Source organism: Listeria grayi DSM 20601, from assembly GCF_000148995.1.
Lineage (GTDB): Bacteria > Bacillota > Bacilli > Lactobacillales > Listeriaceae > Listeria > Listeria grayi.
This window is the reverse complement of record NZ_GL538352.1, coordinates 1,033,149-1,055,434: the sequence shown is the minus strand read 5'-3', so window position 1 is coordinate 1,055,434 and position 22,286 is coordinate 1,033,149. Positions and strand designations below refer to the sequence as shown.

Sequence of the window (22,286 nt, the reverse complement as noted above, 5' to 3'; positions counted from 1 at the left end):
GTTATAAATGTTTTTTTACCAGCGCGATTACTTTTTCCGCATCAGCCGGATCAGATATATCGATCTCATCGATCGGGATAAGCAGCGTCGGACTTTTATCATATGAAGCAAACCAGTCATCATATCTACTGTGGAGCTGTTTGTAATATGCAAATAATTCCGGGTGCTCCTGAATCTGTTCATAGGAACGTCCACGTTTTTTGATCCGGGTAAGTACCGTGTCCAAACTACCACGCAGATAAATAAGCAGATCCGGCGCTTTTTTCGGCATGCCGTCAAGTTCTTCCATCATATTACTGAGCAGATCTAGGTATGTAGCCATCTCCGCTTTAGACATATTGCCATTCTCATAATTGATCTGTGTAAATAACGCATCCTCATAAATACTGCGATCCAACACATTATGTTTATCCGTTAGTGCAGCTTTGATACTGCGAAAACGAGTATTTAAAAAATAGATCTGCAAAGCAAAAGCCCATCGCTTTGGATCCTCATAAAATTTCTCCAGCAAGGCATTATCTTGGATCTCTTCATAAAAAGCCTTGCTTTCTAAGCTACTAGCCAATAATTCCGTATAGCTGCTTTTACCAGCACCTATCATTCCTGCAAGTACAATCACACTCATGTCGTCTCCTTTCAATTTGGACCCCTCCGTTACTACTATAGTACATTTTGGGCTAAAATAGTGCTATTTTTTAAAGAAATTGCTATTTATCAACGGTAGGGGACTTGTAAAACGCTATATTGCTGTTTTGCCCCTAGCCGTGCCCCTAAAAGATATTCAGAGTCCTTTTACACTTTTATACGCTGTATATTTGCTAAGTGTGTCTTTATTAAGTTTATCATCAGCATGGCTATAAACCCGTGTTGTTCTTGATCCTTTTAGTAGATAATAATGACTGGACGATCAAAGAAATTACATACTTACACAATAAAACGACACATTTCATTCCAAATTGTCACAAAATCTCCGCAGACATTCATCAGTAAATCAAGTAAAATAAATGTTTGAAAATAAATAGGAGTGTGAGAGAATGAAATTAAAGCATCTAATGTACATATTAGCAGCTAGTTTAATGTTATTTTCTGTAAGTGTACCAGCGACAGCAGCAATAGCAAAAGAACAAACTGCTACCCTAGCAGCAAATCAAACAGACAGTAGCCCACCTTCGCCGGGTGGTGGAGTAGGACGAGCACCTGCATCGGGTGGAGGTTATACAAAGCCAACTCCGAAACCTAAGCCTAAGCCAAAATCAAACAAAGGTAAAAAAGGCAAGAAGAAGAGCAAAAAGAAAAAGAAGAAGAAGAAAAAAACTAAAGCTCAAAAATACAAGTCAGCTAAGAAAAAAGGTAAAAAGGTTAAGGGGAATAATTCTAAGAAAGTAAGTAAAAAAGGCGATAGTAATTTGCCAAAAACTGGTAAAAAATATTCTTCAAAAGACTTAATTGTCGATGGTAAAGTAAAACAACGGAGATATTACGGGAAAAACGGAAAAGCAGAATTAGACATTGATTACTTTCATGCTCTGTCTAAAAGTTTGAAAAAAACAGTTAAGTTTCCACACAGACACAAAATAACATGGAAAAATGGAAAAATGAAAAGAGAAGGGCATTAAATAAAAGGAGAAGATTAATTATGAATATAAAAGACTATCAAGAACTATTGGATGCTATTGATTCGGGACGTGAAATCGAATTCAGTTATAATGATGATAAATATATCTTCCTGCATGCTAAAGAAGGATTTTATTTTTGCAAAGATGATGGCTGGGAAGTAGGGCCTGAAAAAAATTATTATAAACTAATTATGGAGAGCAAAATCGATGGTAAACCGTGGATAGAGCTGCTTGCAAATAATGATATAGAAGTTGAAACGATTTTATAGGATCACATTATATAAGCACCTCGCTTCGGCGGGGTTTTTATATTTAAAAGACCCCTACTTTGAAAATTGTAAAGGTCTTAATTTCATTCATGCCCCTAGTTTGCCCCTAATAATAGTATTTGATTAGATTTATATAGATTTTGAAGACTCTATTTATTAATGTATAAAACGTTGATATATAAGACTTTTTGTTTCTGCTAGGCTTACTTAAATAATATCAATATCTTCTGGGCTAAAATAGTGCCAAAAACGTAATTTTTTTGTACAATGGTAAAAGAAAGAAGGCGAAGACATGAGTGAACCATTAAAAATTAAGTTGACCGAACAAGGTTTTGAAACAGAACTTCCAGCAGAAACCATTATTATTGATAATAAGGGCAATGGACACAGCCCATCCGATCTAATGATCGCTTCTTTAGCAGGATGCAGTGCGCTCGTATTCCGGAATATTCTAAGCAAAAAAAGAATGGCGTATACGGATCTATGGCTAGAGGCAACGGCTGAAAAAGTACCGGAAGAAGCAAACCGGATATCTGCTGTCCATATCCATTTTAAAATAACAGGAACAGATCTTGATGCAACTAGTTTAGACAAGGCATTGAAATTAGTACCGAAACATTGTTCCATGGCACGTTCTGTAGAAGGTAGCATCGAAATTACGGAAAGTGTAGAAATCATTTCTGAATAAAAAAGGAGAAAAAGGATGAAGACAAACCCTGTCCAAGAAGGACAACGCTTCCCGCTCACGATTAGAAGAATGGGGATAAATGGAGAAGGAATCGGTTATTATAAACGGGCGATCGTATTTGTGCCCGGAGCGATCACAGGAGAAGAAGTGGTGGTGGAAGCGAAAAGAATAGCCCCACGCTATACAGAAGCAGAAATCAAGAAGATCCGCATCCCTTCTCCTAATCGGGTCAAACCGCCTTGTCCAGTATATGAAGCATGCGGGGGCTGTCAATTGCAGCATATCTCCTATCAGGCACAATTAGAACTGAAACGTGACATCTTGATTCAAGCACTCGAAAAGCATACGAAATTCAACATCGGCAAATTACCGATCAAAGACGTAATTGGCATGGATGAGCCTTTCCGCTATCGAAATAAGAGCCAGTTTCAAACTAGATATTCTGAGGATGGAAATGTGGTGGCGGGATTGTACAGCGCTAATTCTCATGACTTAGTCCCCATCGATGACTGTCTGGTACAAGACCCGGCTACTGTTGCGATCACGAATACCGTCAAGGAAGCTCTGCAAGAATTAAATATCCCCATTTATAATGAGAAGCAAAACAGTGGGATTGTAAGGACGATCGTGGTTCGAACTGGCTTCAAAACAGGTCAATCTCAACTGGTGCTGATCACTAATAGTAAAAAATTACCGAAAAAACGGGCACTTTTAGAAATCATCAAGCAAAAACACCCGGAAATCATATCCATCATGCAGAACGTAAATACGCAAAAGTCTTCGTTGATTTTCGGTGAAGAAACCATGCACTTAGATGGCGAGGAAACGATGCAGGAAGCATTAGGCGAAATGAAATACGATCTTTCCGCCCGCGCTTTTTTTCAACTCAATCCAGTGCAAACGGAAAAGCTATATAACGAAGTTCGGCGTGCGCTAAACCTGAGTGGTACCGAACGAATCATTGATGCGTATTGCGGGGCAGGAACGATCGGCTTGTCGCTAGCCGGACAAGTACGCGAAGTAAGAGGCATGGACGTTATTCCCGAAGCGATTGAAGATGCGAAACATAATGCCGCACTCAATCAAGTGACCAACAGTTATTATGAAGTAGGAAAAGCAGAAACGATCTTGCCGAAATGGCTAGAAGAGGGCTTCCAAGCAGATGCAGTGATCTTAGACCCGCCACGAGTTGGATGTGACCAATCCTTGATACGCGCACTGCTCGATTACGCGCCGAAACAGATCGTCTATGTATCTTGTAATCCATCGACATTGGCAAGAGATCTGGCGTTATTTTCGAAAGAATATCAGATAAATTCCATTCAGCCGGTGGATATGTTTCCGCAAACGGCACATGTGGAGACAGTCACTGTAATGCAAAAACGATAAGTATCAAAAAACGTTCCTTCAAAAAGGAACGTTTTTTTTGTTAACGATTGACATTCATTCTCATTATTGTTAGCATATCCTTATAAATTTTCCCTAAGGAAACTTATTTTCTCTAAGGAAAGAAGGGGTGCTATGTTAGCAGTGAAAAATCTAACTGTTTCTTACGATGCAGTGGAATATGCGATCAAAGACGTTACTTTCGCCATCGATAAACCAAGTATTGTCGGGATCATTGGTCCAAATGGGGCGGGAAAATCCACTTTATTCAAAGCGATGTTGAATATGATCCCGCATCAAGGGAAATCTTCACTGATCCAGCATTTAGCCAATGTGGCGTATGTGGAGCAGAAAAGCCAGATCGACTACACATTCCCCATTAAAGTTGCGGAATGCGTGGAGCTAGGCATCTATCCACGCCTAAAACGTTTTGGGCGAGTGAAGAAAGCCGATAAAAGAAAGGTTGCTCAAGTTTTGGCAGCTGTAGAAATGACGTACTATAAGGAGAGACAAATCGGCGAGTTATCCGATGGTCAGTTTCAACGCGTATTATTAGCACGAGCACTTGCTCAGGATGCGGATATTTTTTTGTTGGATGAACCATTTGTCGGCATCGACATGGCAAGCGAGAAAATCATTATGGCGATCTTGCGCCAACTAAAGCAGGAAGGCAAGCTGATCTTGATTGTGCATCACGATCTGAGTAAGGTAAATCATTATTTTGATCATCTGTTAATACTTAATAAAAAGCGAATTGCCTTTGGACCAACAATGGAAATTTTTACACCAGAAAACCTCCATGATGCTTATGGAAGCAGCGTGTTGACGAAAGGGGAGTTTTGACATGATCAATGAATTTATCTGGGGGATCCAAGAATATCATTTTTTACAAAATGCCTTGATCACTGCTGTAGTGGTCGGGATCGTTTCCGGAGTAGTCGGATGTTTTATCATTCTTAGAGGGATGTCACTCATGGGCGATGCGATCTCTCACGCGGTGTTGCCAGGCGTTGCGATTTCCTTTATTCTTGGCATCAATTTCTTTATCGGTGCAATTCTTTTCGGCTTACTTGCCTCCATTATCATTACTTATGTAAAAAACAACAGCATGATCAAAGGTGAGACCGCTATCGGGATCACATTCAGCTCTTTTTTGGCGCTCGGTGTCATATTGATTGGTGTAGCTAACAGCTCTACAGACTTATTCCACATTTTATTCGGAAATATCCTTGCTGTTCAAGATATCGATAAGTGGCTGACGATCGGCGTTGCAGTTATCGTCATCATAACCATCATTTTATTTTTCAAACCACTGTTGCTGACATCCTTTGATCCTGCGATGGCAAAGGCTGTCGGTATGAATGTTTCTTTTTATCACTACTTACTTATGGTCTTACTGACATTGGTAGCTGTCGCAGCAATGCAAAGTGTGGGGACGATCTTGATCGTGGCAATGCTGATCACGCCGGCTGCAACGGCTTACTTATATACCAATAGTTTGAAAAAGATGATGTTGCTTTCCGCAAGTTTAGGCGCATTATCTTCCGTTCTAGGGTTATTTATCGGTTATCGTTTCAATATTGCTGTCGGCTCTTGTATTGTATTAACTGCCGCTATCATCTTTACAATCAGTTTCTTTATTTCACCAAAGCAAAAATTCACTACATTATGGAAGAGAGGGGCAACAAAATGAAAAAATATCATGGACTCGCACTAATACTCATCGCTGCCGTTTTTATCATTACTGCATGTGGAAATAACGCCGCTCCCAAAAAGGAGAATGGCAAACTAAATGTCGTCGCAACCAACTCGATCATTGCTGACATCACCAAACAAATCGGCAAAGATAAAATCAATCTGCACAGCATCGTTCCCGTAGGAAAAGATCCGCATGAATATGAACCACTTCCAAATGATGTGCGTCAGTCCACCCATGCAGATATAATCTTTTACAACGGGATCAATTTAGAAACGGGTGGCAATGCTTGGTTTACTAAATTAATGAAAAATGCAGATAAAAAACCGGATCGTGATTATTTTGCAGTTAGCGACGGTGTTGCTGTCATTCATTTAGAAGGCAAAAAAAAACAAGGTAAAGAAGATCCACATGCTTGGCTGAATATCGAAAACGGCATTATTTTCGCAAAAAACATCGAAAAACAACTTTCCGCAAAAGATGAAAAAAATAAAGCCTTCTATCAAGAGAATCTACACAAATATGTAGCGAAATTGCAAAAATTGGATAAAGAAGCAAAACAGAAGTTCCATTCGATTCCTAAAGCGAAAAAAATGATTGTCACGAGTGAAGGCTGTTTTAAATATTTCTCGAAAGCATACGGTATCCCATCTGCTTATATTTGGGAGATAAATACAGAAGAAGAGGGAACTCCGGATCAAATCAAAGACCTTGTCGACAAGTTGAAAAAGACAGATGTACCAGCATTATTTGTGGAAAGCAGCGTCGATGAACGTCCGATGAAATCTGTTTCTCGAGATACGGATATTCCGATCTATGCAAAAATCTTTACAGATTCTATTGCTAAAAAAGGTGAAAATGGTGACAGTTATTATGCGATGATGAAGTGGAATCTAGACAAAATTTACGAAGGCTTGTCCCAATAAAAAAGCCAAGGCATTGCGCCTTGGTTTTTTATCTGCCATCTCCATAATCCCAATCTGGAATGGAATCATCTTCATCGAAAGAAACACTTACATCCTGAACACCTTGCTCATTCAAAATTGCTTCTTCCAAACGATCTTTGATATCATCTGCTTCGGCTATAGTCAGCGATGCATCCAACTCGATCTCGATCGCGACATGAAAATGGTCGCCTTCTTTGATGACCGTCAATTTCTCAATATCCCGCACATCTGGATCATTCATCGCTAATTGCCCGATTTTCAAGTACATGCTTTCATCCGATTCGCCGATAACACCGGCCGCATTATCAAGGAAAACGCGTCCAACTACCAAGAACATCAAGATCCCGATCAAAATCGAAGCGATTCCTTCTGCTTGATGAAACGGCGTATAGTGGGAAATGAAAATCGAAATGACTGCCAACAGTCCACCGCCTGTTGCGACAGAATCCTCTAGGAATACGAGTTTCGTCGGTCCGCTTGCGGTCTTGAAATGTTTCAGACTATCCGTAAACAGGCTAAGTCCCTTTGATTCGATCCCAGCATGTTCCGTGATCTCATGCATAGCTTTGATCAATACCGTAGATTCTAATAGCGTACATCCTAGTAGCACGATGACATTCAGCCAAAATCCAGTAGATTCATTCGGCTCAAAGATATGGGAAAATCCTTCTTTAATAGTTTCGTAAGCCATGATCCCAACTACGATGACTGCACCAAGCAGCACTAAGTTGACGAGGCGCCCAAAGCCATTCGGAAAACGACGGGTAGGCCGTTTTTTGCTCAATGCCGATCCAGTAAACACAAAGAGTTGGTTCGCCGCATCACCAAGGCTATGCAGCGTTTCCGCAAACATAGCAACGTTTCCAGTAAAAAAGAAAGTCACTCCTTTAACTAGCGAAACCACCGCATTAACAACTGCCGCTAATAATGCGGATTTATTCCCTTTTTTCAGTAATTGCATCAATTCTTTCATTTTCTTCGCTCCATTCTAAAAAAATAATAGCATTTTATGAGCTAAAAGCCAATTATAGAAGAGTACCGACTTACATATTGCAAAAGATTTACTTTCTTTTCAAAAATATTTTTGCTAAACTTGATAATAAACACAAAGCAGATTAACCAAGAAAGTATGGGAAAAACGATGAAACTTCAAACGTGGAAATACGGTGCATTGATACTGCCCGTTCTTTATTTTATTTACGATTATTATTTAGCAAAACAATTAGGTACTTCCGCTGATCAGATCAATGCATTGAGTAATAGCTTGATTCTTTTTATTATCATTTTACTGATCGCAAGAAAAGCCAATATCAAGCAATTTTTAGATATTATTTGGTTTTTTGTTTTCAGCTTATATTTGATGATCTTACATTATTTGGTCACTTATTTATACATCGGCAATTTTATCAAAGGGCAGCTGACGGGACATCCTCATCTGCAGTTCCAATCTATCAATCTTGTACCGTTTGCAACGATCGAAGCAACCTTCAACCAGATCGATCCGAATTTTTCGGTCACGATCCAAGTGATTGGCAATATCTTGATGCTCGCACCATTGGCATTTTTCCTGCTGTATTTTCAATTGACAAAAAAAGCGGGCAAAACTTTTCTTTGGATCGTAGCAGTAGCAATTGGGATCGAATGTATCCAATTCTTGCAAACGACATTTGCTTCGATGTATCAGCTAATGCCAGCTAATAGCCATCGTTCCGCAGATATTGATGACATTATTCTAAACAGCTGCAGCGGGCTGCTTGGCATTCTCGCTGCTTATCTTATCCCGAAAGTGCGTAAGCGGATGGGGCGCAAATAGATAAAAAGACAAACAGACGAAATGCGAGGTAGAAAAATGAAGAATCTCTTTAAAAAATTTTATGAATGGTTTCAAAAAAACGGGACGATCGTAAAGATTGTTTTTATACTATTCATTTTGGTCTTTGTTGTATTTGAAGTGGTAAAAATTTTCAGCGATATCGATTACGGTGAACTAAAACAAAATCTGACCTCTCAATCGACAGAGAGTGTTTTTTGGATGACATTGATCGGACTTATCTCAGTTACTCCGATGCTACTGTATGATTTTGTGATCGTTCAACTGCTACCAGGAAAATTTTCGAAAATGCATATTTTTTCTTCCGGTTGGATTACCAACACATTTACGAATATCGGTGGTTTTGGTGGCGTACTCGGCGCTTCGCTACGTGCTAGTTTTTATGGGAAAAATGCGACACACAAGCAGATTTTAGCTGCTATTTCGAAAATCGCCTTATTCTTATTAGCTGGCCTCTCCATCTACAGTTTAATCGGCTTTATTCTACTGTTGTTCCCGGACTTCGCTGTCCCGTTTCGAAAATATTGGATCATCCTTTTACTAGGTGGCCTTTATTTTCCAATCGTTTTTGCAGTCATGAAATGGAAGAGCAAATCATTATTTGTTGATTTACCTTGGCGTAGAGAAGTGACATTGATTGGTGCTTCTTTACTGGAATGGGGAATGGCATTTGTTTGTTTTGCTGTGATCGGCTACTTTTTGAACATACCGATCTATGATACGAAATTATTCTTACTATTTATTATTGCTTCTTTCTCAGGAATCATCTCCATGACGCCCGGTGGTATCGGTGCCTTTGATATCGTTATGATCAGTGGTCTGGAAGTTTTAGGCGTTTCCAGCGAGTTTGCAGTTGTTTGGCTGTTGTTTTACCGGATCTTCTATTATATTATTCCTTTTCTGGCCGGATTGTTGTTTTTTGTTCAAAAAGCAGGTACGCGATTCAACCAATTTTTAGAGGGACTGCCATTACTATTTCTGCAGAAAGTGGCGCACCAATTTTTAGTTATCTTTGTATACTTTGCCGGGTTGATGCTGATTTTGTCTGCCTCAGCGCCATATTTTATTTTCCATGTACCATTCTTATATCGCTTGTTGCCGTTCAGCTTTATCTTTATGTCACAAATCACCACCGTTGCATTCGGCTTTTTGTTACTCGGACTTGCACGCGGGATCGAACGGAAAACGAAAAAGGCTTATTTGGCAACGATCATCGTCCTCGGTTGTGCGATTTTCAATACGCTTTTCCGAGTTTTCTCTTTGAAACAAGCGATTTTCTTAGGAATCGTGCTCTTATGTGTATTCTTAGCAAGAAATGAATTTTACCGTGAAAAACTTGTTTATACATGGAGCAAGATCATCAAGGATTCGATTATTTTTCTAGCTTGTTTATTAGGCTATTTGTTGATCGGAATCTATAATTCACCCAAGATGCATCATGGCAGGCCAATTCCGGAATTTTTGGAGATCACCTCAGAACGACTTTGGATCGTTGGATTTATCGGCGTGATGATTGCTGTGATCAGTTTGGTGATCATTTATCTCTATTTGACGACCTCCAAAGAAAAAATCGGTTCTCCATTTGATGCCACACGGGTGCGAGAGCATTTAGAAAAATATGAAGGAAATGAAGTAACCCATACAGTCTTTCTGCGCGATAAATTATTGTTTTGGGCAGCAGAAGGAGAGGTATTATTCATCTTTAGATTGATCGCAGATAAGATGGTGATCATGGGGGAACCGGTTGGAGATAGATCCAAATTCGATGATGCGATCGAAGAGGTAATATTGGAAGCAGATCGATTTGGTTATCGTGCGGTCTTTTATGAGGTGAGCAATAATCTGATTCCTTACCTGCATGACCATGGATTTGACTTTATCAAGCTCGGAGAAGAAGGGTTTGTGGACATTCAGAATTTTTCGCTGACTGGTAAAAAACGTAAAGGTGAGCGGGCAACGATGAACCGTTTTGAACGTGAGGGCTACCAGTTTGAAGTGCTAGCACCACCTTTTGACGATGCATTGCTGCAAAAATTGGAGATCATCTCAGAAGAATGGCTGGATGGGCGAATGGAAAAAGGGTTCTCATTAGGATTTTTTGATCCTTATTATTTGCAGCAGGCAGAAATCGGAATCGTTCGTGATGCCGAACAAGAGATTATTGCTTTTGTGTCGATGATGCCTAATTACAATGATGAAGTGACATCGATCGACTTGATGCGTTATGGAAAAGCTGCCCCGTCTGGGATCATGGACTATATTTTCATTCATTTGTTTGAACGCGCTAAAGAGCAGGGCTATCAAAGCTTCAATACCGGCATGGCCCCACTTGCTAATGTTGGCGAATCCAAATTTGCTTTTCTTGGTGAACGCTTGGCTGGACTGGTATATCGATATAGCCAAGGCTTTTATGGTTTTAAAGGGATTCGTAAATTTAAAGCGAAATATGTTACCACATGGGATCAAAAATTTGTAGCCTTCCGTAAACGCAGCTCGATCGCCTTTACAATGCTACAGCTAATGATTTTAGTAGGTAAAAAGCGTCCACTCACTAAAAATCAAATGGTCCTAGACTTTCCATTGACGGAAAAGAGGGAGGAAGGGGACAAATAAAAAACAGTGCCGGAAAGGCACTGTTTCTTTATTTATCGTCGATTAGAGCATCCACAGCTTCTTCGATCGTTGGATATTGGAAATGGAACTGACTTTCGATCAGTTTCTGCGGCTGTGCACGCTGACTTTCCAGTAAAACAGTGGCGCGTTCCCCGGCACCGATGCGAAGAGCAAATTTGGGAATATTGACCTTACTAGGGCGATGCAAGGCATGTCCCAAGATATTTGCAAATTTTTTCTGAGTAACGGGATGGGGAGCTGTCAAATTGACGACGCCAGAAATCTCTGGATGGTCGATAATGTGTCCATAGCCGCGAACTAGGTCGTCGATGTGGATGAAGGAATACCAGTTCTTCCCATGAGCGAATCGTCCACCAAGAAAAGATGCAAATAGTTTTTGGAAAACTGGGAATGCCCCTCCATCATTTCCAAGTACTAACCCAAAGCGAGTGAAAACAACACGAATACCTAGTGCTTCGGCTTCTTTTGCTTTTGCCTCCCAACGCGCGACAGTATCCGCTAGGAAATCGTCTTTATGCGGATTTTTTACCGTATCTAAATAAATCGTTCGTTTAGAAGACGGATAAATGTTGATCGCACTGGCATTGATCCATGTAGTTGGTCTCTGCTCCAAGCGTTTGACGATCTCCAGCAATGCAGAAGTTGCTTCCAAACGGCTCTTTAAGATTTTTTCTTTATACTCATCGGTCCAACGCGAACCGTTGATACTGGCTCCTGCGAGATTGATGCACACATCGATCCTTGTTGTCCCAAGGTCCGGAACAACATTATCATCTGTCAGCCACTCGATATAATGGATATTATCTTGATCCTCTTTTGGATGCCTCGTTAATATATATAAGGTATGTCCTTCATTTTGAAAGTAGGAGACGAGATGGTTACCTATAAACCCCGTTGCTCCGCTCATTAAAATACGCATATCTATCACCTCGTTTTATTAACTAGTATATTCCCTTTTCGCACATAAAGAAACGTGAATATTTATTAAGAAGCAAAAATAGGTTACAATGAATAAAGGAGGCGAGACCAAATGAAAGTGACAGCGATCCAAGTGCAGCAAAAGAAAAAAGAACGCTATAATATTTTTATTGACGAAACCTATCGCTTTAGCGCCGACGAAGAAGTAGTAGCTAGGTTCCATCTGCTGAAAGGCAGAGAAATCACCGAAGCGGAGATAACGGAGATCGAACAAGCCGATATGCTTCGTACTGGATTAAATAAAGCCATTCACTTTTTATCACATCGTGTCCGTTCGGAAAAAGAAGTGCGGGAGTTTTTAAAAAAACAAGAGATCGAGAATGATCAGATCGAAGTGATACTGGAAATGTTGGTCGACCGCAAATATTTGGACGACGAAGAGTTTGCCTTATTATTTGTCCGCACACAAATCAAAACAACTTTAAAAGGTCCCAAAACAATTGAACGCGAATTGATAGAAAAAGGAATCAGTAAAGAAATCATTGAGCGTGTGATGGCAACTTATTCTGAAGAAGCGCAATTTGAAAATGGTCGAAAAGCAGCCGAGAAAATCATGCGGCGTTCTAAAAAAATGGCAAAGCGCAATATTATCCAAAAAATCGTGACCGATCTAATTCAAAAAGGGTATGGCACAGACGATGCGAAAGCAATTAGTGCGGAAGTTGTAAGTGAGCTTGATACCCAAGAAGAAGATGCTATCTTGGCCGAACAATTCGCCAAAGCCGTCCGCAAAAATAGCCGTCATGATCCAAAAAAAGCCAAACAAAAAATCATTCAGTCTTTGATGCAAAAAGGCTTCAGTTATCATAGTATCCAGGGTTATTTAATGGAACATCCATTGGAAGAGGAGGAATAAACGTTGTACGAACATTTAGATGAATTAGTAGCCAGCCTACTTGCGGAGAATCCGCAGCTTGATAAAGAAAAAGCAGTTTGGTGGGTCGAAATGCTATGGAATGATTTTGAAAGTTCTTATGCAAAAGCTGGTTATCCCTATAAAGGACCCGATTATACGGCTGATTATGTTGCTAAACAAATCCAACAGCATGGGAAACATTTACATGAAATCAATAAAGGAGAGAATAAGTAGTGAAAACAAGAGGATTTGAAGTAGTAAAAACAGAAAATCGTAAATTTGCAGCGGAAACGATCTCCCTGCCACTTCGAGGGGACAAAGGTTCAGCGGGCTATGATTTCTTTTCGAATGAAACCGTTGATATAGCGCCTCTTAAACAGCACATCTTCTGGACAGATGTGAAAAGCTATATGCTAGAAGACGAGGTATTAAAAGTCTACATACGTTCTTCAGTAGGTATCAAAAAAGGATTGGTCCTTTCTAACGGAACAGGCATTATCGATGCCTCCTATTACAATAATCCCGGCAATGACGGGAACATTGGAATCGCGATCCGCAATCAATCAGGCGAAAACGTTCGCGTTGAAAAAGGAGAACGAATCGCCCAAGGTATTTTTGAAAAATATTTGCTTGCTGATGAAGATAACGTCGCCAATGAAGCTAGGATCGGCGGGGTCGGGAGTACAGGTAGATAAGAAACATAGAAAAACCGGCTTAGATGTATAAGCCGGTTTTTAATTAAACAGTTGCTAATTTCATATGCAATTTTTCGTTGCTGAAGATCCAACCGGTGTAAGAAGAGAGAATCTCCAGATCATCGTTCAGCTTCACTACTGCAACGAAAGGATAGTGACCATTACTGCGATAACGTAAGTCGGTAAAAGTCACGTAAGTTCCATCAAGCTTTTCTTCGATTCGCCAGTTATACACTTTTGAGAAAGAGAGAAAAGCCGCTAAATTTTTGTCTTGTTTTGCCTTACGAATGATCTCATTATCTGGTACCGGTAATCGTTCAAATTTTTCATAGATCGAAATATTTCGTTTGAAAGAACGACCGACATAATAATGGTCTTTCGTAGTTACTGCGATACGCCATTGGAAAAAATGAATGGTAGAAGCAGTGATCACTTCCTCTGCATCCGGAATCAGTTTCAACACGCGACCGCGAATGACCTGCTGCGTGATGAAACGCAAGACATAGTATGCGGCAAGCACGACATACAAGGTAATAAACGTTGGCAATGGCGGAGCGCCAAGTAGCCAAAACAAAATCGCGATAATATGTGTGGAAAAGATAAACCAGTCAAATGTATTGATAAATCCAAAAGCGACCCAAGTATCTTTGAATGGCCTGATAGCCTGTGTACCATAGGCGTTGAATATATCGACGAAAATGTGCACGGCAACCGCAATGAAGGTCCAAAGCAGGAGATGTAGGAAAGTTGCCTGTGGAAATAATAAATATAGAATCGATGATAATAGTAATGGCCAAATAGCAAGCATTGGCAATGAATGTGTGACCCCGCGGTGATTTCGCAAGTAGTCTGCATTGTTTTTTAATTTCAAGACAGTATCGATATCGGGGATTTGTGAACCGATTATCGTCGCTGCCATAATGCCGATTGTAGCGGTCGGGTGGCTTCCAATCATCGGGTCAGCCGTAGCTAATGCACCTAATGCTACTCCCATTACGACGTGAGTACCTGTGTCCAAGAATATTCCTCCTTTATGGAATCGGGACGTTAGGATGTGCTAGGAATAAAAGCCGATTCACCTGTTAGATTTGACGAATTCTTCTAGAAGACTATTCAAGTAAGTAGATATTTTGTATAATAGAAAACGGTCAAACAGGTCATGTATACATTATTCCCTGTTTCCATTATACTACACATTGGGAACAACTACACATTAGAAATTTATTAGAATTTAGGGGATATTTAGTGAAAAACGATAGTTTAGATTGGGACCAATCAAAAATCAATGCTTTCCAAAAAGCCCTAGTTGGCTGGTATGAGAGCAATAAGCGAATATTGCCATGGCGTGAGAATAATGATCCTTATCGCATCTGGGTATCTGAAGTGATGCTGCAACAGACGAAAGTAGACACCGTTATTCCGTATTTTGAACGTTTTATGACAACTTTTCCAACGATGCGGGATTTTGCAGAAGCGGAAGAAGCTGCTATTTTGAAGATATGGGAAGGGCTGGGCTATTATTCACGTGTACGCAACCTTCAAAAAGCGATGCAGCAAGTCTTACTGGATCATGCTGGTAAAGTACCCAGCGATCTGCAGACGATATTGTCACTTAAAGGTGTAGGCCCTTACACAGCAGGCGCTATTTTAAGTATTGCTTATGAACAGGCAGAGCCGGCGATCGACGGTAACGTCATGCGGGTCATGTCGCGGGTGTTCAAAATCGATGCCGATATCATGAAACCGGCAACGCGCAAACTTTTTGATAGTAAATTAAGACCCTTACTGGCAGGAACAAAACCATCTTCCTTTAATCAAGGACTCATGGAGGTTGGTGCATTGATTTGCACACCAAAACAACCAATGTGCCTGTTGTGTCCGCTGAATGAGTTTTGCGAAGCGCATCAAGATGGAACGGAGCTCGATTATCCAGTTAAAATCAAAAAAACAAAAGTGACTAAGAAAAAACGGATCGCAGTGATCGCAATACGAGAAGATGGCAAATATCTCATTGAGCAGCGCCCTAACACAGGCTTATTAGCTGGACTTTGGCAGTTCCCAACGATCGATATCACCGAAGATCTTTCTCCTGCCGCAATCAAACTGCAGTTTTTGAAAGAATATCACTTAGATATCCATCTCAGCCAAACACCTGTCACTGCGGTCAAACACATTTTCTCTCATTTGGTGTGGAATGTAGATGTTTATACCGCAGTGATCGATGGTTATGAAAAGAAAGACAGTTGGGAATTTGTCCGGGAAGAAGAGCTAGAACAATTTGCTTTTCCCGTGCCTTATCAGAAAATGTGGCGTCAATATAAGGAGGAAAATAATGACTAAAGTAGCATTAATAACAGGAAGTAGTAGAGGCCTTGGCAGAGAGATCGCAATTTCTTTAGCGAGAGAAGGCTATGACATTGCAGTCAACTTTGCAAGAAATCGCAAAAAAGCAGAAGCTGTACAAGCAGAGATCCAAGCGCTAGGCAGAAAATGCGAGATTTTCCGGGCAAATGTCGGAGATGTCGCGAAAATAAAAACCTTATTTGAAGAAGTCGATGCAGCATTCGGACGGCTTGATCTATTTATCAACAACGCAGCGAGCGGAGTGCTTCGGCCTTTGATGGAACTCGAAGAATCTCACTGGGATTGGACGATGAATATCAATGCAAAAGCACTACTGTTCGCTGGACAAGAAGCAGCGAAACGAATGACTAAAAATGGGGGCGGCAAGATCATCAGTTTGAGTTCGATCGGAGCGATTCGTTATTTAGAAAACTATACGACAGTTGGCGTATCGAAAGCGGCGGTAGAATCACTGACTCGATATTTAGCAGTAGAATTGGCACCTCTTGGGATTGTCGTTAATGCGGTTTCTGGTGGATTGATCGAAACCGAAGCATTGGACCATTTTCCGAATAAAGCGGAACTGATCGCGGATGCAACAAGTAAAACACCAGCAGGTAGAATGGTAGCACTGGATGATTTGGTCCAAGCTGTTTTATTCTTGGCTAGTGGAAAAGCCGACATGATCCGTGGTCAAACGATCGTGGTCGACGGTGGACGGACTTTATTAGTATAAAGGAAGGTTTTTACAGCTAAAATCAGATTTTATAATGAATTTTGGGCAAGTTACAGAATATATAGTTTTTTAGAAAGCAATAGTTGTGTTATAATGGATTTGGATATGTTAGTACATGAAGAAAGTAGGATAAAGTATGTACCTACCTAGAGAAAAAGAAACAATTCAAATCAAAAGCTACAAACATAACGGTAAACTTCATCGTACTTGGAAGAAAACGGTTGTCCTAAAATCCACAGAAAATATCATTATCGGCGGCAATGATCATACACTTGTTGTAGAATCAGACGGGAGAAAATGGGTGACCCGCGAGCCAGCGATTTGTTATTTTCACAGTGAGTATTGGTTCAATGTGATTTCGATGATCAGAGAAGACGGGATTTATCACTACTGCAATCTGGGAACGCCATTTGCAATGGATGAGGAAGCACTCAAGTATATTGATTATGATCTTGACATTAAAGTCTTTCCGGACGGCAGATTTCATTTGCTGGATGAAGGAGAATATGAGCAACATCGTAAGCAAATGCATTACCCTGACGCTATTGATCGTGTACTTCGAAAGAATGTCGATATCTTGAGTCACTGGATTTTAGATAAAAAAGGACCGTTCTCTCCGGATTATATTGATATTTGGTATGATAAGTATAAAGAGTATCGTTAAAAAAAGAACGCTGGGATATCCCGGCGTTCTTTTTTTTAGTCATTTGTAATAGAAATGTTGATTTTGTTGGCTTCGCGGTGGCGAATTTTAAAGCTGTGGATCAGCTTTTCCAAGTAATCAAGTGTTTCCTGATAGCCGTAAATACTGGCGATAATGCGCATCAAATGATATTTATCTAACATTTCATCATCTTTTTCAAAACCATTTGGATCAATCTCTTTCATAAATAGCTGTAGCAACTCTTGAGAATCCTGTACGAGATTCTGTTCTGCATATTCTTCGTCGATCGATACTTTATCGATGTAGGTGAGAAGCAGCTGTTCATGTTTCTCGGTCAGATAATCGATCTGTTGCCTGATCAATTCTTGCTTTTCATCGGAAAGCTGAAGATAATCATTTTCATAGCGGTTTTGGATTTTAAGCAGTTCATAAGCTTTCTGTGAACAAAGAATCATCTGCCGATAGACCGCGATCTTCCGACCTTTCGATACTTCATTTTTCTTTAAAAACGTACGTTCTTCGCGATAAAGATCATAAATACTACGCGTTTGCCCCAATTGTTTCTCCATCCACTTCATGTCTTTCTTTAAAAGCGGAAAGTCGGCGGCATGCCGTAAATTAAGCTTTATCCAGCGAACGATCTCTGTATTGGTCTGATAGATCAATTGAAATAAAGAAATCTCATATTTGGGCGGGATAAACAGCATATTTACGATAAAGGCTGCTACCAGTCCCAGCATGATCGTTCCGAAACGAATCAAGGCGATTTGAAGAAATTCTGTTCCAGGAGAATCCATGATGACGATCAGCGTTACGACAGTCAATCCAATCGTATTTTCCAACTTGAGTTGAATCAGTAAGGCCACACAGATGATAGACGCGACACCGATCAAAATAAAATCATGGCCGATAAATAATCCAAATATAATAGCAATGATCGCTCCGATAATATTCCCTTGTGCACGCTCCAAAATGGTTAGGTAGGAGCGGTAGAGGGAAGGCTGAATGGCGAAGACTGCTGAAATACCAGCAAGTGACGGAGATGGTGAATGGCACAATTTTGCAATGAAGAGCGCCAGACAAATGGCGATTCCAGTTTTTAAAATTCTTGCTCCGAATTTCATTTGTCGTATTCCTCTCTCTTATATTTCCTTTTTAGTACATTTCTTGTTGCTATTATAACAAGTAATTGCGCGGATGTCTTGATTATTTACGTGCCATATCGGCAAAGACATGTTCCGCTGCTGTGATTGTATCCTCGATATCCTTATCGGTGTGCGCTGTCGTGATAAATAATGCTTCATACTTGGAAGCAGCTAGATTTACTCCTTCTTCGAGCATGCCCTTGAAGAAACGTCCGAATCGTTCGCTATCGGAGGCTTTAGCATCTTCATAATTTTTAACCGATCTTTCTGTAAAGTAAACTGTTAATGATCCACCGATCTGGTTGATCGTTACAGCAATTCCGTTCTTATCCGCAGCGTTTTGCAAGCCTGCTTTGAGTTTTTCACCAAGCCGATTCAACTCCTCATAGATACCGGGCTGTTCCAGTACTTCTAGACAAGCGATCCCGGTTTGGATAGAAGCAGGATTACCAGCATGCGTTCCAGCTTGATAAGCAGGTCCAAGTGGTGCTACTTTTTCCATAATATCGATTCGGCCACCGTAAGCTCCGATTGGCAATCCACCGCCGATCACTTTCCCAAGCGCGGTCAAGTCAGGTGTTACATGCAGTAAGTTCTGCGCACCGCCATACATAAAGCGGAAAGCGGTAATAACCTCATCATAGATTACGAGTGCTCCTGCTTGATGAGTAAGCTCATTGACACTTTCTAAAAAGCCAGGTTCCGGAGCTACCATCCCGAAATTCCCAACGATCGGCTCTACAAGAACCGCAGCGACTTGATCACCCCAAGCTGATAATGCTTCTTTAAAAGCAGGAATGTCATTGAATGGAACGGTGATCACTTCTTTTGCAGTCGCTTCTGTCACGCCTGCTGAGTCCGGCGAACCAAGCGTAGACGGACCAGATCCGGCTTCTACGAGCACTAGATCAAAGTGGCCATGATAGCTTCCTCCGAATTTAATGATCTTGTCGCGACCGGTATAAGCACGAGCTACGCGAATCGTGGTCATAACTGCTTCTGTTCCAGAATTGGTAAACCGAACTTTTTCCAAAGAAGGAATCGCTGCTTTTAATTTTTTCGCAAAATGGATCTCATGGACAGTAGGCGTGCCGAAGATCAATCCATTTTCCGCCACTTTACGTAAGGCAGCAGCAATGTGCGGATGCGCGTGACCGGTAACAATCGGACCGAATGCTTGCAGATAATCAATATATTTATTGCCGTCTACATCCCAAAAATACGCACCGACAGCTCGTTCCATTGTTACAGGCGTTCCGCCGCCTACACCTTTATAAGACCGAGAAGGGCTATTTACCCCACCAACAATATGTTCCAAGGCCTCTTTATGCAGTTCTTCTGATTTACTATGATTCACAATTGACATCTCCTTATTAATTTCATCTCTTCTATTTTATATAAAAACTTACGGAGTAGCAAACGCAAGTTGATTGCTTATTTCTATGAAAAGTCCTACACTTTTACTATAGAATAATAAATAAAGGTGCTGAGTAGAGAAATGAAAGTATTATTTACAATGGATATCCCAGAAGAATTAAAGAAAATACAAGCAGAGAAATGGCCAGATGATGAGTTTTATTACCAAGAACAAGCGAAAGACAGCGACGTCATCAGTAAAGTGGATGTCCTTATTGCTTATAGTAGTAAAAGCACCGCGAAGTACGTAGAAGAAGCCAAGAATTTAAAATTGATGATGGTATTTTCAGCAGGAGTTGATTCACTGCCAGTAGATATTTTAAAAGAAAAGCAAGTGAAGGTAGCGAATGTCCGCGGTATACACGCCATCCCCATGGGCGAGTTTGCAATCGGGTTCATGCTAGATCACGCAAAAAAACTATCCCGTTTCTTTAAATCACAAGGCTACCGCTTATGGGAAAAAGGAAGTAGTTTGACAGAGCTTGCAGGACACACACTTGTTGTTGCTGGAACTGGAGCGATCGGATCCAAGGTTGCTGAATTGGCAAAAGCTTTTGATATGGAAGTATATGGACTTAATACAACCGGACACGATGTACCTGCGTTTGACAAAACATTTCCTATTGAACAATTAGAAGAAGTGGCAGCTAAAGCAGAATATTTCGTATCTGTACTTCCAAACACCGAGGCAACTACAGGTCTATATAAGGATACTTTTTTTGAGAACATGCCGGAGCAAGGCGTTTTCATTAACATTGGTAGAGGGAGTGCAGTAGAAGAAAGTGTTTTAGTGAAGGCGGCTGAAACAAAACAAATCGCGGCCTTCTATTTAGATGTCTTGCCGGAAGAACCGCTTCCGAAAGAAAGCAAACTGTGGACACTTGACAATGTCTTTCTAACACCGCATGTATCAGGGACATCAGATAAATATGTATATCGGGGCTTCGATATTTGGCTTGAGGTCTTTGAACAATTTAAAAAAGAAGAACCGCTGACTAACGAAGTTGATCTTGAGAAGGGCTACTAGGGAAATTGGCTTATTGACATCGTTCGTCACTTTCCGTTAAAATAAGAATATAATTAAAATGAGAAAGGAGTGCGTGGCGATGTCTCATTCACATTCGCATTTAGCAGAAGCAATTGATGTTTTAAAACGGACTGGCGTCAGGATCACTCCACAACGGCATGCGATATTGGAATTTCTGATCAATTCGCATACCCATCCAACTGCCGATGATATTTATCGAGCTTTAGAAAGCACTTATCCCAATATGAGCGTTGCGACTGTCTACAATAATTTACGCGTTTTCCGTGATGCAGGGCTGATCAAAGAATTATCTTACGGCGACGCATCCAGCAGATTTGATTTCAGTACCTCTGATCACTATCATGCGATATGCAACAATTGTGGTAAAATAGTAGATTTTCATTATCCGGGGTTAGATGAAGTGGAAAACTTTGCGGCACATATGACTGGTTATGAAGTAGATAATCATCGTTTGGAAGTTTATGGATTATGCCCCGATTGCAAAAATAAAATTCAATAAATGATAAAACTGTTGGCATTGGCTTAAAGAATTAAGCAATAGCTAACAGTTTTTTTGTGGGTAGAGAATGCATAAAATGATGATTTTCATGCAATATACACAAAGAAAAGAGAGATAAATAGTTAAAAAAGCACTTTATTTAATTTTTATGCATAATTATATTGACATATTGTTGTAAAATTGATATATTAGTTTTCGGCGCTGATAATAAGCTGTTTACGAAAAAACATTTTAAAAATTAATTTAAAAAGTTGTTGACAGTAACCGCCATAAATGATATGATTTAAAAGTCGCAAAAAGCTGTTGAAACATTGCAGCTAAGCGAAAAAACGACCTTTGAAAACTGAACAAAAAGAAGACGAAATGGTAACGGAACAGTATGTTTCGGAACATCGCAAGCGGAAACAAAAAGTTGTTTCCAAATAGTAACAAACTAGTAAGTAATTGCTAGCGAAGTCAATTTATGACGCGAGGAATTTATTCGGTCAAACGAATAAATATTCAAACGCACTTTATTTTAAAGAGAGTTTGATCCTGGCTCAGGACGAACGCTGGCGGCGTGCCTAATACATGCAAGTCGAACGAATGACCTTAGGAGCTTGCTCCTTTGGTCGTTCGTGGCGGACGGGTGAGTAACACGTGGGCAACCTGCCTGTAAGATTGGGATAACTCCGGGAAACCGGAGCTAATACCGAATAATAATCAGCTCCGCATGGAGCAGGTTTGAAAGGCGGCTTCGGCTGTCACTTACAGATGGGCCCGCGGTGCATTAGCTAGTTGGTGGGGTAAAGGCCTACCAAGGCGACGATGCATAGCCGACCTGAGAGGGTGATCGGCCA

General features: G+C 40.5%; 23 protein-coding genes. 17 read left to right on the top strand and 6 right to left on the bottom strand.

Annotated elements, in window-relative coordinates:
• Position 1: 1 nt before the first annotated feature.
• Positions 2-625, bottom strand: a complete 624-nt coding sequence (locus tag HMPREF0556_RS05340; protein WP_003756228.1) for a deoxynucleoside kinase — start codon at positions 623-625, stop codon at positions 2-4.
• Between the two features lie 409 nt (positions 626-1,034).
• On the opposite strand from HMPREF0556_RS05340, the gene HMPREF0556_RS05335 reads away from it, so the two are divergent.
• From HMPREF0556_RS05335 to HMPREF0556_RS05305, 7 genes are all read left to right on the top strand, one after another.
• Complete coding sequence (locus HMPREF0556_RS05335; RefSeq protein ID WP_003756227.1) at positions 1,035-1,616, top strand: hypothetical protein; 582 nt, start codon at positions 1,035-1,037, stop codon at positions 1,614-1,616.
• Positions 1,617-1,636: 20 nt separating this feature from the next.
• Positions 1,637-1,885 (top strand): hypothetical protein, encoded by a 249-nt coding sequence (locus HMPREF0556_RS05330; protein ID WP_036107313.1) that lies wholly within the window; start codon positions 1,637-1,639, stop codon positions 1,883-1,885.
• A 292-nt stretch (positions 1,886-2,177) separates the two neighbouring features.
• Positions 2,178-2,573 carry an OsmC family protein gene (locus HMPREF0556_RS05325; protein ID WP_003756225.1) on the top strand — a complete coding sequence of 132 codons (396 nt, stop codon included), beginning with the start codon at positions 2,178-2,180 and terminating at the stop codon, positions 2,571-2,573.
• Positions 2,574-2,588: 15 nt separating this feature from the next.
• Positions 2,589-3,962 (top strand): 23S rRNA (uracil(1939)-C(5))-methyltransferase RlmD, encoded by a 1,374-nt coding sequence (gene rlmD / locus HMPREF0556_RS05320; RefSeq protein ID WP_003756224.1) that lies wholly within the window; start codon positions 2,589-2,591, stop codon positions 3,960-3,962.
• Between the two features lie 132 nt (positions 3,963-4,094).
• A complete protein-coding gene (locus HMPREF0556_RS05315) occupies positions 4,095-4,802 on the top strand; it encodes a metal ABC transporter ATP-binding protein (protein WP_003756223.1) in 708 nt (235 codons plus the stop codon).
• A gap of 1 nt (position 4,803) precedes the next feature.
• Entirely contained in the window at positions 4,804-5,652 is an 849-nt protein-coding gene (locus HMPREF0556_RS05310) for a metal ABC transporter permease (RefSeq protein WP_003756222.1), read from the top strand.
• Complete coding sequence (locus HMPREF0556_RS05305; RefSeq protein ID WP_040486495.1) at positions 5,649-6,581, top strand: metal ABC transporter substrate-binding protein; 933 nt, start codon at positions 5,649-5,651, stop codon at positions 6,579-6,581. The genes HMPREF0556_RS05310 and HMPREF0556_RS05305 overlap by 4 nt, the downstream gene beginning before the upstream one ends.
• A gap of 28 nt (positions 6,582-6,609) precedes the next feature.
• On the opposite strand, the gene HMPREF0556_RS05300 is transcribed toward HMPREF0556_RS05305, so the two are convergent.
• Entirely contained in the window at positions 6,610-7,575 is a 966-nt protein-coding gene (locus HMPREF0556_RS05300; RefSeq protein WP_003756220.1) for a cation diffusion facilitator family transporter, read from the bottom strand.
• A gap of 168 nt (positions 7,576-7,743) precedes the next feature.
• Between HMPREF0556_RS05300 and HMPREF0556_RS05295 the strand changes: the two genes are divergently transcribed.
• A complete protein-coding gene (locus tag HMPREF0556_RS05295) occupies positions 7,744-8,415 on the top strand; it encodes a VanZ family protein (RefSeq protein WP_040486620.1) in 672 nt (223 codons plus the stop codon).
• Positions 8,416-8,451: 36 nt separating this feature from the next.
• Positions 8,452-11,046: a bifunctional lysylphosphatidylglycerol flippase/synthetase MprF gene (gene mprF / locus HMPREF0556_RS05290; RefSeq protein WP_040486494.1), complete on the top strand. Its 2,595-nt coding sequence runs from the start codon at positions 8,452-8,454 to the stop codon at positions 11,044-11,046.
• 28 nt (positions 11,047-11,074) lie between these two features.
• Here mprF and HMPREF0556_RS05285 read toward each other — a convergent pair whose 3' ends face one another.
• A complete protein-coding gene (locus HMPREF0556_RS05285; protein WP_003756217.1) occupies positions 11,075-11,986 on the bottom strand; it encodes a TIGR01777 family oxidoreductase in 912 nt (303 codons plus the stop codon).
• 111 nt (positions 11,987-12,097) lie between these two features.
• On the opposite strand from HMPREF0556_RS05285, the gene recX reads away from it, so the two are divergent.
• The 3 genes from recX to HMPREF0556_RS05270 are packed head-to-tail and all read left to right on the top strand — an operon-like array spanning position 12,098 to position 13,596.
• The gene (gene recX, locus HMPREF0556_RS05280; RefSeq protein ID WP_003756216.1) at positions 12,098-12,901 is read left to right on the top strand and encodes a recombination regulator RecX; all 804 of its coding nucleotides are present in this window, start codon (positions 12,098-12,100) and stop codon (positions 12,899-12,901) included.
• Positions 12,902-12,904: 3 nt separating this feature from the next.
• Positions 12,905-13,135 carry a YfhJ family protein gene (locus HMPREF0556_RS05275; protein WP_003756215.1) on the top strand — a complete coding sequence of 77 codons (231 nt, stop codon included), beginning with the start codon at positions 12,905-12,907 and terminating at the stop codon, positions 13,133-13,135.
• Positions 13,135-13,596, top strand: a complete 462-nt coding sequence (locus HMPREF0556_RS05270; RefSeq protein ID WP_003756214.1) for a dCTP deaminase/dUTPase family protein — start codon at positions 13,135-13,137, stop codon at positions 13,594-13,596. Before HMPREF0556_RS05275 ends, HMPREF0556_RS05270 begins: the two co-directional genes overlap by 1 nt.
• 43 nt (positions 13,597-13,639) lie before the next feature.
• On the opposite strand, the gene HMPREF0556_RS05265 is transcribed toward HMPREF0556_RS05270, so the two are convergent.
• Complete coding sequence (locus HMPREF0556_RS05265; protein ID WP_003756213.1) at positions 13,640-14,614, bottom strand: metal-dependent hydrolase; 975 nt, start codon at positions 14,612-14,614, stop codon at positions 13,640-13,642.
• A gap of 227 nt (positions 14,615-14,841) precedes the next feature.
• Between HMPREF0556_RS05265 and mutY the strand changes: the two genes are divergently transcribed.
• The 3 genes from mutY (at position 14,842) to ntdP (ending at position 17,339) form a co-directional block, all read left to right on the top strand.
• Positions 14,842-15,936, top strand: coding sequence for an A/G-specific adenine glycosylase (mutY, locus tag HMPREF0556_RS05260; RefSeq protein WP_003756212.1), 1,095 nt, complete (start codon positions 14,842-14,844; stop codon positions 15,934-15,936).
• A complete protein-coding gene (gene fabL, locus HMPREF0556_RS05255) occupies positions 15,929-16,675 on the top strand; it encodes an enoyl-[acyl-carrier-protein] reductase FabL (RefSeq protein ID WP_003756211.1) in 747 nt (248 codons plus the stop codon). Before mutY ends, fabL begins: the two co-directional genes overlap by 8 nt.
• Before the next feature lie 136 nt (positions 16,676-16,811).
• Positions 16,812-17,339: a nucleoside tri-diphosphate phosphatase gene (gene ntdP, locus HMPREF0556_RS05250; protein WP_003756210.1), complete on the top strand. Its 528-nt coding sequence runs from the start codon at positions 16,812-16,814 to the stop codon at positions 17,337-17,339.
• 35 nt (positions 17,340-17,374) lie between these two features.
• Here the strand turns inward: ntdP and HMPREF0556_RS05245 are convergent, their stop codons facing one another.
• Together HMPREF0556_RS05245 and HMPREF0556_RS05240 are read right to left on the bottom strand one after the other, a co-directional pair.
• Positions 17,375-18,463 carry an aromatic acid exporter family protein gene (locus HMPREF0556_RS05245; protein ID WP_003756209.1) on the bottom strand — a complete coding sequence of 363 codons (1,089 nt, stop codon included), beginning with the start codon at positions 18,461-18,463 and terminating at the stop codon, positions 17,375-17,377.
• An 82-nt stretch (positions 18,464-18,545) separates the two neighbouring features.
• Entirely contained in the window at positions 18,546-19,841 is a 1,296-nt protein-coding gene (locus HMPREF0556_RS05240; protein ID WP_040486493.1) for a glutamate-1-semialdehyde 2,1-aminomutase, read from the bottom strand.
• Positions 19,842-19,982: 141 nt separating this feature from the next.
• On the opposite strand from HMPREF0556_RS05240, the gene HMPREF0556_RS05235 reads away from it, so the two are divergent.
• Together HMPREF0556_RS05235 and perR are read left to right on the top strand one after the other, a co-directional pair.
• Positions 19,983-20,927, top strand: coding sequence for an NAD(P)-dependent oxidoreductase (locus tag HMPREF0556_RS05235; protein ID WP_003756204.1), 945 nt, complete (start codon positions 19,983-19,985; stop codon positions 20,925-20,927).
• A gap of 79 nt (positions 20,928-21,006) precedes the next feature.
• Positions 21,007-21,447 carry a peroxide-responsive transcriptional repressor PerR gene (gene perR / locus HMPREF0556_RS05230; RefSeq protein ID WP_036107274.1) on the top strand — a complete coding sequence of 147 codons (441 nt, stop codon included), beginning with the start codon at positions 21,007-21,009 and terminating at the stop codon, positions 21,445-21,447.
• The last annotated feature ends 839 nt before the right edge of the window (positions 21,448-22,286 follow it).

Excerpts from the sequence above, each read along its gene's own strand:
- mprF (WP_040486494.1), top strand. The coding sequence starts at position 8,452 with ATGAAGAATCTCTTTAAAAAATTTTATGAATGGTTTCAAAAAAACGGG.
- HMPREF0556_RS05305 (WP_040486495.1), top strand. The coding sequence starts at position 5,649 with ATGAAAAAATATCATGGACTCGCACTAATACTCATCGCTGCCGTTTTT.
- HMPREF0556_RS05340 (WP_003756228.1), bottom strand. The coding sequence starts at position 625 with ATGAGTGTGATTGTACTTGCAGGAATGATAGGTGCTGGTAAAAGCAGC.
- rlmD (WP_003756224.1), top strand. The coding sequence starts at position 2,589 with ATGAAGACAAACCCTGTCCAAGAAGGACAACGCTTCCCGCTCACGATT.
- HMPREF0556_RS05310 (WP_003756222.1), top strand. The coding sequence starts at position 4,804 with ATGATCAATGAATTTATCTGGGGGATCCAAGAATATCATTTTTTACAA.
- HMPREF0556_RS05295 (WP_040486620.1), top strand. The coding sequence starts at position 7,744 with ATGAAACTTCAAACGTGGAAATACGGTGCATTGATACTGCCCGTTCTT.
- ntdP (WP_003756210.1), top strand. The coding sequence starts at position 16,812 with ATGTACCTACCTAGAGAAAAAGAAACAATTCAAATCAAAAGCTACAAA.
- HMPREF0556_RS05315 (WP_003756223.1), top strand. The coding sequence starts at position 4,095 with ATGTTAGCAGTGAAAAATCTAACTGTTTCTTACGATGCAGTGGAATAT.
- HMPREF0556_RS05300 (WP_003756220.1), bottom strand. The coding sequence starts at position 7,575 with ATGAAAGAATTGATGCAATTACTGAAAAAAGGGAATAAATCCGCATTA.
- HMPREF0556_RS05245 (WP_003756209.1), bottom strand. The coding sequence starts at position 18,463 with ATGAAATTCGGAGCAAGAATTTTAAAAACTGGAATCGCCATTTGTCTG.
- recX (WP_003756216.1), top strand. The coding sequence starts at position 12,098 with ATGAAAGTGACAGCGATCCAAGTGCAGCAAAAGAAAAAAGAACGCTAT.
- HMPREF0556_RS05235 (WP_003756204.1), top strand. The coding sequence starts at position 19,983 with ATGAAAGTATTATTTACAATGGATATCCCAGAAGAATTAAAGAAAATA.
- HMPREF0556_RS05335 (WP_003756227.1), top strand. The coding sequence starts at position 1,035 with ATGAAATTAAAGCATCTAATGTACATATTAGCAGCTAGTTTAATGTTA.
- perR (WP_036107274.1), top strand. The coding sequence starts at position 21,007 with ATGTCTCATTCACATTCGCATTTAGCAGAAGCAATTGATGTTTTAAAA.
- fabL (WP_003756211.1), top strand. The coding sequence starts at position 15,929 with ATGACTAAAGTAGCATTAATAACAGGAAGTAGTAGAGGCCTTGGCAGA.
- HMPREF0556_RS05330 (WP_036107313.1), top strand. The coding sequence starts at position 1,637 with ATGAATATAAAAGACTATCAAGAACTATTGGATGCTATTGATTCGGGA.
- HMPREF0556_RS05285 (WP_003756217.1), bottom strand. The coding sequence starts at position 11,986 with ATGCGTATTTTAATGAGCGGAGCAACGGGGTTTATAGGTAACCATCTC.
- HMPREF0556_RS05325 (WP_003756225.1), top strand. The coding sequence starts at position 2,178 with ATGAGTGAACCATTAAAAATTAAGTTGACCGAACAAGGTTTTGAAACA.